The sequence below is a fragment of the Bradyrhizobium sp. AT1 genome (assembly GCF_001590795.1).
Classification (GTDB): Bacteria; Pseudomonadota; Alphaproteobacteria; order Rhizobiales; family Xanthobacteraceae; genus Bradyrhizobium.
Window position 1 is genome coordinate 4,243,740 of record NZ_JXDL01000001.1, and the last position, 12,500, is coordinate 4,256,239.

Annotated in this window: 12 protein-coding genes (1 of these 12 only partly in view); 8 read left to right on the forward strand and 4 right to left on the reverse strand. The window is 64.8% G+C overall.

What is annotated here, in order from left to right; translation table 11 throughout:
• Positions 1-91 precede the first annotated feature (91 nt).
• Together SE92_RS19785 and SE92_RS19790 are read right to left on the reverse strand one after the other, a co-directional pair.
• Positions 92-850, reverse strand: a complete 759-nt coding sequence (locus tag SE92_RS19785) for an SDR family NAD(P)-dependent oxidoreductase (protein ID WP_063197665.1) — start codon at positions 848-850, stop codon at positions 92-94.
• Between the two features lie 54 nt (positions 851-904).
• Positions 905-1,507, reverse strand: a complete 603-nt coding sequence (locus tag SE92_RS19790) for a TetR family transcriptional regulator (RefSeq protein WP_063197667.1) — start codon at positions 1,505-1,507, stop codon at positions 905-907.
• Between the two features lie 210 nt (positions 1,508-1,717).
• On the opposite strand from SE92_RS19790, the gene SE92_RS19795 reads away from it, so the two are divergent.
• Positions 1,718-2,890, forward strand: coding sequence for an acetyl-CoA C-acetyltransferase (locus tag SE92_RS19795; RefSeq protein WP_063197669.1), 1,173 nt, complete (start codon positions 1,718-1,720; stop codon positions 2,888-2,890).
• A 191-nt stretch (positions 2,891-3,081) separates the two neighbouring features.
• Positions 3,082-4,626, forward strand: a complete 1,545-nt coding sequence (locus SE92_RS19800; protein ID WP_063197671.1) for an acyl-CoA synthetase — start codon at positions 3,082-3,084, stop codon at positions 4,624-4,626.
• A 74-nt stretch (positions 4,627-4,700) separates the two neighbouring features.
• Here SE92_RS19800 and SE92_RS19805 read toward each other — a convergent pair whose 3' ends face one another.
• Positions 4,701-5,243 carry a methylated-DNA--[protein]-cysteine S-methyltransferase gene (locus SE92_RS19805; RefSeq protein WP_063197673.1) on the reverse strand — a complete coding sequence of 181 codons (543 nt, stop codon included), beginning with the start codon at positions 5,241-5,243 and terminating at the stop codon, positions 4,701-4,703.
• A 139-nt stretch (positions 5,244-5,382) separates the two neighbouring features.
• Between SE92_RS19805 and SE92_RS19810 the strand changes: the two genes are divergently transcribed.
• The 5 genes from SE92_RS19810 (at position 5,383) to SE92_RS19830 (ending at position 10,309) form a co-directional block, all read left to right on the forward strand.
• The gene (locus SE92_RS19810) at positions 5,383-6,201 is read left to right on the forward strand and encodes an alpha/beta fold hydrolase (protein ID WP_063197675.1); all 819 of its coding nucleotides are present in this window, start codon (positions 5,383-5,385) and stop codon (positions 6,199-6,201) included.
• Between the two features lie 2 nt (positions 6,202-6,203).
• The gene (locus SE92_RS19815; RefSeq protein ID WP_063197677.1) at positions 6,204-7,016 is read left to right on the forward strand and encodes an alpha/beta fold hydrolase; all 813 of its coding nucleotides are present in this window, start codon (positions 6,204-6,206) and stop codon (positions 7,014-7,016) included.
• A 171-nt stretch (positions 7,017-7,187) separates the two neighbouring features.
• Positions 7,188-7,865 carry a GntR family transcriptional regulator gene (locus tag SE92_RS19820; protein WP_063197679.1) on the forward strand — a complete coding sequence of 226 codons (678 nt, stop codon included), beginning with the start codon at positions 7,188-7,190 and terminating at the stop codon, positions 7,863-7,865.
• Between the two features lie 145 nt (positions 7,866-8,010).
• Positions 8,011-8,811, forward strand: coding sequence for a phytanoyl-CoA dioxygenase family protein (locus tag SE92_RS19825; RefSeq protein WP_063197681.1), 801 nt, complete (start codon positions 8,011-8,013; stop codon positions 8,809-8,811).
• A gap of 184 nt (positions 8,812-8,995) precedes the next feature.
• On the forward strand, positions 8,996-10,309 hold the full coding sequence (locus SE92_RS19830) for an NAD(P)H-dependent oxidoreductase (protein ID WP_063197683.1): 1,314 nt from the start codon (positions 8,996-8,998) through the stop codon (positions 10,307-10,309).
• A gap of 73 nt (positions 10,310-10,382) precedes the next feature.
• Here the strand turns inward: SE92_RS19830 and SE92_RS19835 are convergent, their stop codons facing one another.
• Positions 10,383-11,468, reverse strand: a complete 1,086-nt coding sequence (locus tag SE92_RS19835) for an NAD-dependent epimerase/dehydratase family protein (protein ID WP_063197685.1) — start codon at positions 11,466-11,468, stop codon at positions 10,383-10,385.
• 283 nt (positions 11,469-11,751) lie between these two features.
• Here SE92_RS19835 and SE92_RS19840 point away from each other — a divergent pair, with 283 nt between their 5' ends.
• A protein-coding gene (locus tag SE92_RS19840; RefSeq protein ID WP_063197687.1) for a TRAP transporter substrate-binding protein crosses the window boundary here: on the forward strand, positions 11,752-12,500 show its 5' portion. 343 nt of this gene lie beyond the right edge of the window; the window shows 749 of its 1,092 coding nt (coding positions 1-749); it begins with the start codon at positions 11,752-11,754; its stop codon lies beyond the right edge, outside the window.

The following is a 12,500-nucleotide window of genomic DNA, read 5'->3' on the forward strand; positions in this document are numbered from 1 at the left end:
GGTCTGCCTCCACACATGAGATCGCGGAGAGAACCCCTCATCCGGCGCGCAAGCGCGCGCCACCTTCTCCCACAAGGGGAGAAGGAAGAAGCTAACGCGGCGCCATGCGGATGGCGCCGTCGAGACGGATGGTCTCGCCGTTGAGCATCGGGTTCTCGACGATGTGCACGGCGAGCGCACCGTATTCCTTGGCATCGCCGAGGCGCGAGGGATGCGGTACCTGCGCGCCAAGGCTCTTGCGGGCTTCTTCGTTGAGCCCCATCAGCAGCGGCGTGAAGAACAGGCCAGGGGCGATGGTGTTGACGCGGATCTTCTGGCTGGCAAGGTCGCGCGCGGCCGGCAGGGTCAGGCCGACGACGCCGCCCTTCGACGCCGAATAGGCGATCTGGCCGATCTGGCCTTCATAGGCCGCAACCGAAGCGGTGTTGATGATGACGCCGCGCTCTTCACCGACCGGCTCGATGGTGACGAGGCGCTCGGCGAAAAGGCGCAGGCAGTTGAAGGTGCCGATCAAATTGACGTTGATGATGCGCGCGAATTTCTCGAGCGGATAGACGCCGTCACGGCCGACGATGCGCTGCGAGCCGCCGATGCCGGCGCAGTTCATCAGGACGCGGGCAACGCCATGCGCAGCCTCAGCCTTGGCGATCGCCGCCTTGATCTGCTCCTCGCTGGTGACGTCGGCATGCAGCGCAACGCCCTTCACTTCGGCGGCAACCTTCTCGGCATTTTCCTTGTTCTGGTCGATCACGCCGATCTTGGCGCCCTTGGCCGCCATGGCGCGAGCGGTCGCCTCTCCGAGGCCCGAACCACCGCCGGTGATGAGAACGGCTACGTCTTTCAATTCCATGACAGGCACCTTTCCTTGGGCGTTTCTTCTCTAGACTTGAGAGTGATGGCCGGATTATCCGGCCGCGGCAGCTTCCCCGGCTTGCGTGAGGATGCCGCCGCAGATCAGCGTTTCCATGTGCTTGATGTATTGCCGGCAAACGTCGTCGGTGACCGGACCGACGCCGGTCGCGCGAGACATCGCGTGCCGGCCGAAGAACAGATGATCGCAGGCCCCGATCAGGCTGGTGTAGAACAGCACCGGATCGGTGGCGCGGAACTCGCCACGGCTGACGCCCTCGGCGAGCAGGCGGCGGTGGAAATCCAAGAGCGGCGCGACGAAGAATTTTGAGACTTCGTCAGCGGAGCCGACGCTGGTTTCGTGCAGCAGATAATGGATCAGCCGGTTCATATAGGGAAACCGGTGATAGGCGCGGATGATGCCGGCGATGTGCAGCTTCAGCTTCGCCGTCGAATTGATCGGCTGCGCCAGCAAATATTCGAGATTAGACATTTCGGTCGCCGCATCGCGCGCGAGCAGCGCCAGCAGGAGGCCGTCCTTGTTGCCGAAATGATATTTCACCAGTGCGGCGTTGGCGCCCGACTTCTGCGCGATGTCGGACAGCGAGATCTCGATCGAGGAGCGTTCGATCATCAGCTCGCTCGCGGCCACGAGCAATTTCTCCGCCGTGGAATTTTTTCCGCTGGGGAGCCTGTTCGGTACGCTGGTCGCCACGGAAGATCCCTGTTCGTCGCTCGGAGCGGGGCGCAGATAAGCCCAAGCAGCGTCTCATCACAAGAGTTAATTGATCGATTGACTAAACGATCTCCCGTCCCTTAAATCCGTCCCCGACACCTAACCCAATCAAGAATTCAGGGAGAAACCGACATGGCCGAGGCTTATATCGTCGCCGCCGCGCGTACCGCCGGCGGGCGCAAGGGGGGCCGCCTCGCCGGCTGGCATCCGGCCGATCTCGCCGCGAAGGTGCTGGACGAGCTGGTCGATCGCACCAAGGTCGATCCCGCCCTGGTCGAGGACGTGATCATGGGCTGCGTGATGCAGGTCGGCGAGCAGTCGAACAACGTCGCGCGCAACGCGATCATGGCATCGAAGCTGCCGGAAAGCGTTCCGGGCACCTCGATCGACCGCCAGTGCGGCTCCTCGCAGCAGGCGCTGCACTTCGCCGCGCAAGCCGTGATGTCGGGCGCGATGGACGTCGTCATCGCCGCCGGCGTGGAATCGATGACGCGCGTGCCGATGGGCCTGTCGTCGCAGCTCCCCGCCAAGAACGGCTTCGGCAATTACAAGAGCCCGGGCATCGAAAAGAAGTATCCGAACATCGTGTTCAGCCAGTTCACCGGCGCCGAGATGATGGCCGAGAAGTACGGCCTGTCGAAGGACGACCTCGACCAATTCTCCTACGACAGCCATCAGCGTGCGATTGCAGCGACACAAGCCGGCCACTTCAAGAAAGAGATCGTGCCGCTCGAGATCACCCGCGCCGACGGCAGCAAGGACACGCACCACATCGACGAAGGCATCCGCTTCGACGTCACGCTCGACGGCATCAAGGGCGTCAAGCTGATCGCTGAGAACGGCAAGCTCACCGCCGCCAGCGCCAGCCAGATCTGCGACGGCGCCTCCGGCGTCATGGTGGTGAACGAGAAGGGCCTGAAGCAGCTCGGCGTCAAGCCGCTGGCCCGCATCCACCACATGACCATGACCGGTGGCGATCCCGTGATCATGCTCGACGCGCCCCTGCACGCCACCAAGAAGGCGTTGGAGAAGGCCGGCATGAAGATCGACGACATCGACCTGTTCGAAGTCAACGAGGCCTTCGCCTCGGTGCCGACCGGCTGGCTCAAGACCACCGGCGCCGATCCGGCGCGCCTCAACGTCAACGGCGGCGCCATCGCGCTCGGCCATCCGCTCGGCGGCTCCGGCACCAAGCTGATGACGACGCTGGTCCACGCCCTGCACCAGCGCGGCAAGCGCTATGGTCTACAGACCATGTGCGAAGGCGGCGGCATGGCGAACGTGACGATCGTCGAACGGCTGTAAGCCGAGACGTCGCCACACAAACGGTGTCGTCCCGGCGAACGCCGGGACCCATACCGCGAAATCTATCGATCGTGGTCGGTCGCAGTACCGAACCACGATCATCCACCAAACTACGCCCTGTGGTTATGGGTCCCGGCGTTCGCCGGGACGACATCTCGTATGCCTTGTCGTATGCCTTGGGACCAACACTCATGACCCACCCCTCCATCCACGCCCGCACCACGCCCAACAAGATCGCCTACCAGATGGCCGGCACGGGCAAGGCGATCACCTATCGCGAGCTCGACGAGCTTTCGAACCAGGGCGCGCATCTGTTCCGCTCGCTGGGGCTGAAGGCCGGCGACCACATCGCGCTGTTGATGGAGAATCGTCTGGCCTTCATGGAGCTGTGCTGGGCCGCGCAGCGCAGCGGGCTCTATTACACAGCGATCAGCCGCTATTTGAAGCAGGACGAGATCGACTACATCATCGCCGATTGCGGCGCCAAGGTCGTGATCACCACGCCGAAATGCGCCGACCAGATCAAGAGCCTGATCAAGGGCACGGCCGGCGAGCCGATCTTCTACATGATGGACGAACCGCTGCCGGGCTTCCGCTCCTATGACAAGGAGGCCGCCGCGCAGCCGACCACGCCGATCGCCGATGAGGTCGCCGGCTACGACATGCTGTATTCGTCCGGCACCACCGGCCGGCCCAAGGGCGTCAAGAAGGCCTTCGAGGGCAAGACGATCAACGAGCCGAACCCGCTGCTGCGCGTGCTCTGCGCCGACATGTGCGGCATGAACGCGGACAGCACCTATCTGTCGCCGGCGCCGCTCTATCATGCGGCTCCCTTGCGCTTCAACATGATGGCGATCGTGCTCGGCGGCACCTCGATCATCATGGAGCACTTCGACGCCGAAGACTTCCTGAAGCTGGTCGAGACATACAAGGTCACGCAGTCGCAGCTGGTGCCGACCATGTTCGTGCGCATGCTGAAGCTGCCGGACGAGGTTCGCAACCGTTACGACGTCTCAACGCTCAAGGGCGCGATCCACGCCGCCGCCCCGTGCCCGGTCGACGTCAAGGCAAAGATGATCGACTGGTGGGGCCCGATCCTGATCGAGTATTACGCCGGCTCGGAAGGCAACGGCGTCACCGTCTGCAGCTCGCAGCAATGGCTGGAGCATCGCGGCAGCGTCGGCCGCGCCGTGGTCGGCAAGGTCAAGATTCTCGACGAGAACGACGAGGAGCAGCCGGTCGGCGAGATCGGCACAGTCTACTTCGCCGACGCGCCGGCGTTCACCTATCACAACGACCCCGAGAAGACGAAGAAGGCCTACAACGCCAAGGGCTGGTCGACGCTCGGCGATGTCGGCTATCTCGACAAGGACGGCTTCCTCTATCTCACCGACCGCAAGTCCTACATGATCATTTCCGGCGGCGTGAACATCTACCCGCAGGAGACCGAGGACGTGCTGATCACCCACCCCGACGTCGCCGACGTCGCGGTGTTCGGTGTGCCGAACGAGGAGATGGGCGAAGAGGTCAAGGCGGTGGTGCAGCCGCACGACATGAGCCGCGCCGGCAAGGCGCTGGAAGCCGACTTGATCGCCTATTGCAGGGGTCGGCTCTCCGCCATCAAGTGCCCGCGTTCGATCGATTTCGAGCCCGAGCTGCCGCGCACGCCCACGGGCAAGCTGGTGAAGCGGCATTTACGCGATAAGTATTGGCCGAAGGCGGCGGCGAAGATTTAGGAGAGGATTCGGGTCCCGGCTCAGCAGTGCAGCACTTCGTGCCGCACTGCGTCCGGGGCACGAGACCTTGAACCTCAATCAAACAGACTCGGCGTGTGGTTCACCAGCGCGCCTTCAATCTCCAGCATCTTCAGCTTGGTCACCACGCCGCCGTTCGCCGAGAAGCCGCCGGGCTTGTTGCCGGCCGCGAGCACGCGATGGCAGGGCACCACGATCGGGCACGGGTTGTGGCCGAGCGCCTGGCCGACGTCGCGCGAGAGCTGGACGCCACCGAGCTGCTTGGCGATGTCGCCATAGGTGATGGTCTTGCCGGGCGGAATCGCGCGGGCGATCGCGTAGACGCCGCGGTTAAACTCGGGCACTCCGTCGAGATCGAGCTCGATATCGGTGAGGTCGTCCGGTTCGCCCGCGAGCAGCTTGACGATGCGGTCGATCGCCTCTCGCACCTCGGCGGTGGGCTCGGCCTCGACGGCGTCAGCGTGGCGCTGGCTGATGCGGGTACGGATCTTCTGCTCGCCGCCCATTGGCAGCTGCGTGCCGTTGATGCCGCGCGGGCCCCAGGCAATGGCGCAGAGGCCGATCTTGGTATCGAACAAGGCGAAATGCTGGTCGGTCATGGCTAGGTTCCTGAGGTTTGCGTCCTCGTCGCATGCCCCCAATGTGATCTCTCCTCAAATCTAGGCTTGGAAATAGTTGCGATCCACCCGGTTTCCGGGAATCTTGCACAGGAGTTCCGCCTGCGCCCGCGAGTCCCGAATGCAAAGCCTCCACGTCAACGGTTACGACATGCCCTATCTCGACGTGGGCGACGACAGGGGCCGGCCGCCGCTGGTCTGCGTGCACGGCTCGCTCAACGACTTCCGGGTCTGGGGCTGCGTGCTCGGGCCGCTGACGCAGCAGCGTCGCGTGATCGCCGTCAGCCTGCGGCATTTCTTTCCGGAACGCTGGGACGGCATCGGCGACACCTATTCGATCGCCCAGCATGTCCAGGACGTCATCGCCTTCATCGAGACGCTCGACCTCGGGCCCGTCGACCTGATGGGCCATTCCCGCGGCGGACACATCTGCTTCCGCGTCGCGCAAGCCCGCCCTGATCTGTTGCGCCGGCTCGTCCTGGCGGAGCCCGGCGGCGAGCTCGATGCGAGCCTCGATCCGGATTACGTCGGCGGCCCCTCGCCGCTGCTGGCGCGCTTCACGGCTTCGGCCGAGAAGATCGCCGCCGGCGATGTCGATGGCGGCCTTGCCGTGTTCGTCGACACGCTGGAAGGCGCCGGCACCTGGCCGCGGCTGCCGGCGATCGTGAAGCAGAATTTGCGCGATAACGCTTACACCCTGATCGGCCAGGTCCGCGACAACCGCCCGCCATTCTCCAAGGCGGATGCGGAAGCGATCAAGATGCCGACGCTGTTCATCCTGGGCGCGCGGACCAAGGGCCTGCTGCCGAAAGTGCTGCATGCGCTCGCCGCGCACGTGCCCTATTCCAAGACGGCAATCATCCCGAACACGACGCATCCGATGTTCGAGCAGGCGCCGCAAAAATACTCGGAAATGGTTTTGGATTTTCTGGCGAGCTGATCATGCAGAGCTTTCGCGTCAACGGTTACGACATGGCCTATCTCGAAGTCGGAGAAGGCCATCCGCTGGTCTGCGTGCACGGCACCCTCGGGGATTTCCGCACCTGGTATTCGGTGCTCGGGCCGCTGTCGAAGGCCCATCGCGTGATCTCGGTCAGCCTGCGGCACTTTTTCCCCGAGCATTGGGATGCCGTCGGCGACGACTACAAGATGGCGCAGCACGTCTCGGATATGATCGCGTTCGTCGAGCAGGTTCAGCCCGGCCCCGTCGACCTCATGGGCCATTCCCGCGGCGGCCACATCGCGTTTCGCGTCGCGCAGGCGCGGCCGGATCTCGTGCGAAAGCTGGTGCTGGCCGAGCCCGGCGGCGACCTCGATTCCAGCCTGCCGCTGCCGGAAGGCACGCCCGCGCATCCGCCGCTGGCGGCGCGCACCGCGCGCTCGGTCGAGATGATCCGCGCCGGCGACCTCGAGGGCGCACTGCAGAATTTTTACGAGGGCATCGAGGGCGACGGATCCTGGCGGCGCGTGCCGGCGGCGGCCAAGCAGCAGCTGCGCGACAACGCGCTGACCTTCCTCGGCCAGATCAACGAGCAGCGCCGGCCCTATACGCTCAGCGATGCGCAGGCGATCCGGACGCCGACGCTGCTGATCGGCGGCGGCGCCACCACCGGCAGCCTGTCGGTGATGTGGCGCGTGCTGGCCGAGCATATCGCGGGCGCCAAGACGGCCGTGATTCCGAACGCCGGCCACTGGATGTTCGAGCAGGACCCGCTGGAGTTCGGCGGGGTGGTGAGCGGCTTCCTGGCGGAGTGAAGCCTCCTCTCCGGGTTCTTTTTTGCGAAAACAACCCCATGCACAGTAGAACACCGCAGTAAAATCAAAGGCTTACATGTCCTCGATGCGAGCCGCATTGACGCCCCTTCCTTCCTGAGATACCTTCGAATACGGAATTCCGTATTCCCATTGGCTGTCGGAGCTACCGGCGTGATCCCCCTCGACCCGCTTCCGAACCTGATCGACCAGGTCTATGCGCGCATCCTGGAGGCGATCTCCGACCGCACGCTGGAGCCCGGCCAGCGCATCCGGCAGAACGAGCTCGCCGACAGGCTCGGCGTGTCGCGCCAGCCGGTGTCGCACGCGCTGCATCTGCTGCATCGACAAGGCCTCGTCGCCGAAAGCGGCAAGCGCGGGTTCGAGGTCACCCAGCTCGATCCCTCACGGATCCGCCAGCTCTACGAGGTGCGCGGGGCGATCGATGCGCTTGCGGCGCGGCTTGCGACGACGCGCGCGGGATACGACGCGACCGGCCGCGCGCGGTTGGAAGCGGCGCTGGCCGCCGGCGGCCGCATCGACCGCGCGACACCGCTGGCCGAGCTCATCACGCTCGACGTCGATTTTCACCGCGCGATCTATCAGCTCGCCGGCAATCCCGTGATCGAGGAGACGATCGCGCCGCAATGGCCGCATATGCGCCGCTCGATGGCGACGGTGCTGTCGGAGCTCGACTATCGCGGCAGCGCCTGGGCGGAGCACGCGGAGATCGCCGGGCACATTCTGGCAGGCGATGCGAGCGCGGCCGAGCGCGCGGCGCTGGCGCATGCGCAGACGGCGGGGCGAATGACCGAGGAGAGATTGAGGACGAGCGACGAGGCGGCGGCGTAGCGATTTGCGCCGTCATTCCGGGGCGCGCCACTTGGCGCGAGCCCGGAATCCATCGGGCGGCATCGACGGTGGATGAATGGATTCCGGGCTCGCGCTTCGCGCGCCCCGGAATGACAGCAAAAAACAAAATCAAGGAGGACGACCCATGAAACTGTCTCAGGAGCAATTGGAGTTCTTCCATCGTGAGGGCTGGCTGTTCCTGCCCGAGCTGTTCGCCCAGGAGGAGGTCGATCTGCTCGCGCGCGAGGCGGTCGGCATCTACGACACCAACCGGCCGGAAGTCTGGCGCGAGAAGAGCGGCGCGCCGCGCACGGCGTTTGCCGCGCATCTCTATAACGAGGCGTTCGGCATCCTCGGCGCCCATCCGCGCATGATCGACCCGGTCGAGCAATTGTTCGGCGAGCCTGTCTACATGCACCAGTTCAAGATCAACGCGAAATCGGCCTTCACCGGCGACGTCTGGCAATGGCACCAGGATTACGGCACCTGGAAGCGCGACGACGGCATGCCGGAGCCGCGGGCGATGAACATCGCGATCTTCCTCGACGAGGTGATGCCGATCAACGGACCCCTGATGCTGGTGCCGCGCAGCCAGAACGCCGGCGATCTCGAGGCCTCGCACGACCTCGCCACCACCTCCTATCCGCTATGGACGCTGGACGAAGCCACGGTGACGCGGCTCGTCGCGCAGGGCGGCATCGTCGCGCCGACCGGCAAGCCCGGCGGCATGCTGATGTTCCACGGCAATCTCGTGCATGGCTCGGCAGGCAACATCACGCCCTATCCGCGCAAGATCGTGTACCTGACGCTGAATGCGGTCTCGAACTACATTCGCACCCCGACGCGACCGGACTACATCGCCCATCGCGATTTTGCGCCGATCAAGACGGTGGATGACGATGCGCTGGTGCGGCTTGCCCGTGCGCCGCGGCAGGCGGCGGAGTAGACAGGTCTCGTGCCCCGACGCAGCGCAGCGCTTCTTCAGCGGTGCGCTGCAGGCCGGGGCTCATACTGTATCGATAATTTTCTCTCTAGGTCCCGGCTCAGCGGCGCAGCGTTTCCGGACGATGCTACGCATCGCCTAGGCTGCACCGCGTCCGGGGACACGATAGCTCCGCAGGACATCCCCCATGAATCTCTTCCGCCTCCTCCAGGCCCGCGCGTCCGCCGGCAAGCCTGTCCGTGTCGCGCTGATCGGCGCGGGCAAATTCGGCTCGATGTTCCTGGCGCAGGTGCCGCATACGCCGGGGCTGGAGGTACCTGTCATCGTCGATATCGATCGTGAGCGCGCGCGCGAGGCATGCCGCACCGTCGGCTGGAGCGCCGAGCTCATCGCTAAGACCGTCTTCACCGATGACGGCGCGCGCGCCATTGCCGGCGGCGCGATGGACGTGGTGGTGGAGGCGACCGGGAATCCCGCCGTTGGGATCCGCCACGCGCGCGCCGCGATCGCGGCGGGCAAGCACATCGTGATGGTGAATGTCGAAGCCGACGTGCTCGCAGGACCGCTGCTCGCCGAGGAAGCGCGCAAGGCCGGCGTGGTCTATTCGCTCGCCTATGGCGACCAGCCGGCGCTGACCGCCGAGATGGTCGACTGGGCCCGCGCCACCGGCTTTCGCGTGGTCGCCGCCGGCAAGGGCACGAAATACCTGCCGGCCTATCACGACGTGACGCCTGACGGCGTCTGGCAGCATTACGGCCTGACCGCGGGCGAAGCGCAGTCGGCCGGCATGAACCCGCAGATGTTCAACTCGTTTCTCGACGGCACAAAATCGGCGATCGAGATGGCCGCGATCGCCAACGCTTGCGCGCTCGACGTGCCCGCGGACGGCCTGCTGTTTCCGCCCTGCGGCGTCGACGACCTGCCGCACATCATGCGGCCGCGTTCACATGGCGGCGTGCTGGAGCGGGCTGGCGTGGTCGAGGTGGTGTCCTCGCTGGAGCGCGACGGGCGGCCGGTGTTCCGCGATCTGCGCTGGGGCGTCTACGTCGTGCTGGAGGCGCCGAACCATTACGCCGCCGACTGCTTCAGGCAATACGGCTTGAAGACCGACGGCAGCGGGCGCTATGCCGCGATGTACAAGCCGTACCATCTGATCGGACTGGAGCTGAACATCTCGGTGTTGTCGGCGGCGCTGCGGGGTGAGCCGACGGGACAGCCCCATGGCTTCCGCGGCGACGTCGCGGCCGTGGCCAAGCGCAATCTGCGCGCCGGCGAGATGCTCGACGGTGAAGGCGGCTACACGGTGTGGGGCAAGCTGGTCCCGGCTAGCGCGAGCCTGAAGGCGAGCGCGCTGCCGATCGGCCTTGCGCATCGCCTCAAGCTGAAGCACGACATCGCCCATGGCGAGATCGTGCGCTGGAGCGATGTCGAATTCGACGCGAACAACGAGACGATCAGGACGCGGAAGGCGATGGAAGCGGCGTTCGCGAAGGAGGAGTGAGACGAGATCTCGGCCACCGGCTCGGTCTACCTCTCCCGCTTGCGCGCAGGGCAACAACACTCCTCTGAGCAAGCTACGGCAACAGGCGCTCTTCCTTCGCTTGCCGAAACCACTTCCGGAACATGTCTTCCGTGTCCATCATCTCGGTAAAGCCAGCGCGGTTGATCTTCACGGTGGAGACGATCGAGGGCGGGCCGGATTCCGTATGGCCGTAGCGCATGCTGTAGTCGGCGTACTGGAATGAGAGGCCGACGAAGTCGGCGAGACCGGGCGAGACGAGGTTATGCCTGGTCCGCAGCTCGTCCCAGATGTCGATCCAGTTCGGATACTCCTTCGCAAGCGAAAGCGGCACCGGCTTGCCGGGCTTCATCTCCAGCGCGTCGGCCAGGGCGGGCCAGATGTTTTCCCAGGTGAAGACGTCGCCATTGGTGACGTTGAAGGCCTCGTTCTGTGCCGTCCCCGCTTCGCCCGACCAGGCGATCGCGCGGGCGAGGAGATCGACATCGACGGCCTGCCCAACACGCGGGGCGCCGCCGGGAAAATCCAGCGGCCGGCCCTGCTCGCGCAGCATCGCGGCGTAGACGCCCAGAGGCGGGATCAGATCCATCGCGCCGCCCATGGCGAGACCGACGATCAGGACAGGGCGCAAAATGCTCCAGTGCCAGGCCTTGCCCTTCTGGAGCCCGCGCAGGAAGTTTTCCTGGGCCCAATAGAAATTGGGCTGCTCATACATTTCCGAGCGGCCCTCGCGCGCCGGCACGGTCAGCGGGCGAACATGGACGCCGTAGGCCTTGGTCCCCTGCAACAAGACGACATGTTTGAGCCCGGGCGCCACCGGCTCGAGCTCGCCCATCAGGTTGCGCAGCATCTGATCGTTGATCTTGATCTGTTGCTCATCGCGCCATCCATCGACCAGCTGCGGCGCTTCGTAGAGCGCGGCGTAAACCAGATGGGTGGCGCCCGCGAGCTCGGCCGCGGCGCGGCGGCAGTCCGCGGCGCTCGTGAGGTCAATCGGGACGTGGCGGGCGCCATAGAGGTTGCGCGGCCTTCGCCGCGACAGCGCCACGACTTCGCAAGGCTCCGACGTGCCGAAGTGCCGCAAGGCGGCGTTGCCGACGAGACCGGTCGCACCGGCGACCACCACCTTCTTGCCCGTCATTGCGCGCTTCCCCTTTGATCGTTGCCTCATCGTCTAGCAGAACGCTGACGGTCCCGACTTGTGTCTGGCACGCTTCGCAGTCGCGAGATGCAGATGGCTTGATTATCGGGTCATGAACAGTCATCCTTGCTGACGGAACCGCAACACTCGGATTCCAGCAACAAGAGCCCATCAGGGCCATTCGGGAACGCCTAAACCATTTCAACAAAAGAACGTCGATCCTCGACGAAACGACATCAAGATCGCTTCTGCTCGACGAGTCGACGCAAGGGAAGGGATACGCATGAAACGTCGTGATTTTCTCAAGGTGACAGGCGCCAGCCTGGCCGCCAGCACCGCCGTCGCCGCGCCCGCGATCGCGCAAAGCTCCCCCGAGATCAAGTGGCGCTATGCCACGAGCTGGCCGAAGTCGCTCGATACGCTCTACGGCGGCTGTGAATATTTCTGCAAGCAAGTAGCCGCCATCACCGACAACAAGTTTCAGATTCAGCCGTTTGCAGCCGGCGAGCTCGTTCCGGGCCTGCAGGTCCTGGATGCCGTATCAAATGGCACCGTCGAGATCGGCAACACCGCGCTCTATTACTATTGGGGCAAGAACCCCGCCTTCACCTTCGCCACCGCGCTGCCGTTCGGCTTGAACACGCGCCAGCAGATCTCGTGGCTGCTGTGGGGCGGCGGGCAAGAACTCGTCAACGACCTCCTCAAGGAGTACAACGTCTACGGCATTCCGACCGGCTCGACCGGCGCGCAGATGGGCGGCTGGTTCAGAAAGGAGATCAAATCGATCGACGATCTCAAGGGCCTGAAGATGCGTATCGGCGGCTTTGCCGGCACCATCCTTGCCAAGCTCGGCTCCGTGCCGCAGCAGCTCGCCGGCGGCGACATCTATCCGGCGCTCGAGAAGGGCACGATCGATGCGGCCGAATGGGTCGGCCCCTACGACGATGAAAAGCTCGGCTTCGCGAAAGTGGCTAAGTACTACTATTATCCCGGCTGGTGGGAAGGCACGAGCCAGGGCCACAACATCATGAA

Coding starts and splice junctions, on each gene's coding strand:
- SE92_RS19800 (WP_063197671.1), top strand. CDS start 3,082: ATGACCCACCCCTCCATCCACGCCCGCACCACGCCCAACAAGATCGCC.
- SE92_RS19785 (WP_063197665.1), bottom strand. CDS start 850: ATGGAATTGAAAGACGTAGCCGTTCTCATCACCGGCGGTGGTTCGGGC.
- SE92_RS19795 (WP_063197669.1), top strand. CDS start 1,718: ATGGCCGAGGCTTATATCGTCGCCGCCGCGCGTACCGCCGGCGGGCGC.
- SE92_RS19835 (WP_063197685.1), bottom strand. CDS start 11,468: ATGACGGGCAAGAAGGTGGTGGTCGCCGGTGCGACCGGTCTCGTCGGC.
- SE92_RS19830 (WP_063197683.1), top strand. CDS start 8,996: ATGAATCTCTTCCGCCTCCTCCAGGCCCGCGCGTCCGCCGGCAAGCCT.
- SE92_RS19825 (WP_063197681.1), top strand. CDS start 8,011: ATGAAACTGTCTCAGGAGCAATTGGAGTTCTTCCATCGTGAGGGCTGG.
- SE92_RS19805 (WP_063197673.1), bottom strand. CDS start 5,243: ATGACCGACCAGCATTTCGCCTTGTTCGATACCAAGATCGGCCTCTGC.
- SE92_RS19815 (WP_063197677.1), top strand. CDS start 6,204: ATGCAGAGCTTTCGCGTCAACGGTTACGACATGGCCTATCTCGAAGTC.
- SE92_RS19810 (WP_063197675.1), top strand. CDS start 5,383: ATGCAAAGCCTCCACGTCAACGGTTACGACATGCCCTATCTCGACGTG.